The 564-nt window shown below is 40.4% G+C and carries 1 protein-coding gene; it reads right to left on the bottom strand.

The window, feature by feature from the left end; translation table 11 throughout:
- Window positions 1-378 precede the first annotated feature (378 nt).
- Window positions 379-564 (bottom strand): L-histidine N(alpha)-methyltransferase (locus IP485_RS13715; protein WP_198327775.1); only part of this gene is annotated, 186 nt, incomplete at its 5' end.

The raw sequence follows: 564 nt of genomic DNA, 5'->3' as shown, positions 1-564 counted from the left end.
GACGAAAACTTATCTTTAGCGCAATTTGAAGTAATCCGTATTTTGAATAATCGAGTACACCCCATCCTAAATCAGCAATATCAAAGTCAAACCGCGTAGGGTCTGTTGATCTTTGCGGATTAAAATTTGTTCAAACTAGGGGCTATTTAATCGCGGCGCGAGGTTTGTAACCTAGTGGGCTAAGTAAAAACCGAGCAACAAAGAGTAAATCGCCCCTAGGAAGAACCCAAAGGGCAGCGCATGTTTGGTATTTATGCTGCGTTATCGCCTATTTATGGGGAATAACCACACTTCATAGGCTCTGCCTTGCCTAAAAACCAAACATACTGCTGCAAATTCAACTACCAAAGATCAACACGCCCTAAACTTAAGTAACGTTTAAAGCGGTCTTAATAAGCACAAGGCAAAATAGTTACTATCGTCTTGCCATGTTTGCTCTAACTTTAAATTAGCTTGCGCTGCAAGCTGCTTAAACGACTCAAGCGTGTACTTGTGAGAGTTTTCCGTATGAATGCTTTCACCTTCTATAAAGTCTATTTGCTGATCATTTATAATCACGCTTTG

Origin of the sequence: Psychrobacter sp. NG27, from assembly GCF_016106655.1 — a bacterium.
Lineage (GTDB): Bacteria > Pseudomonadota > Gammaproteobacteria > Pseudomonadales > Moraxellaceae > Psychrobacter.
Note: the sequence above shows the minus strand (reverse complement) of the source record. Positions and strands in the feature narration are given on the sequence as shown.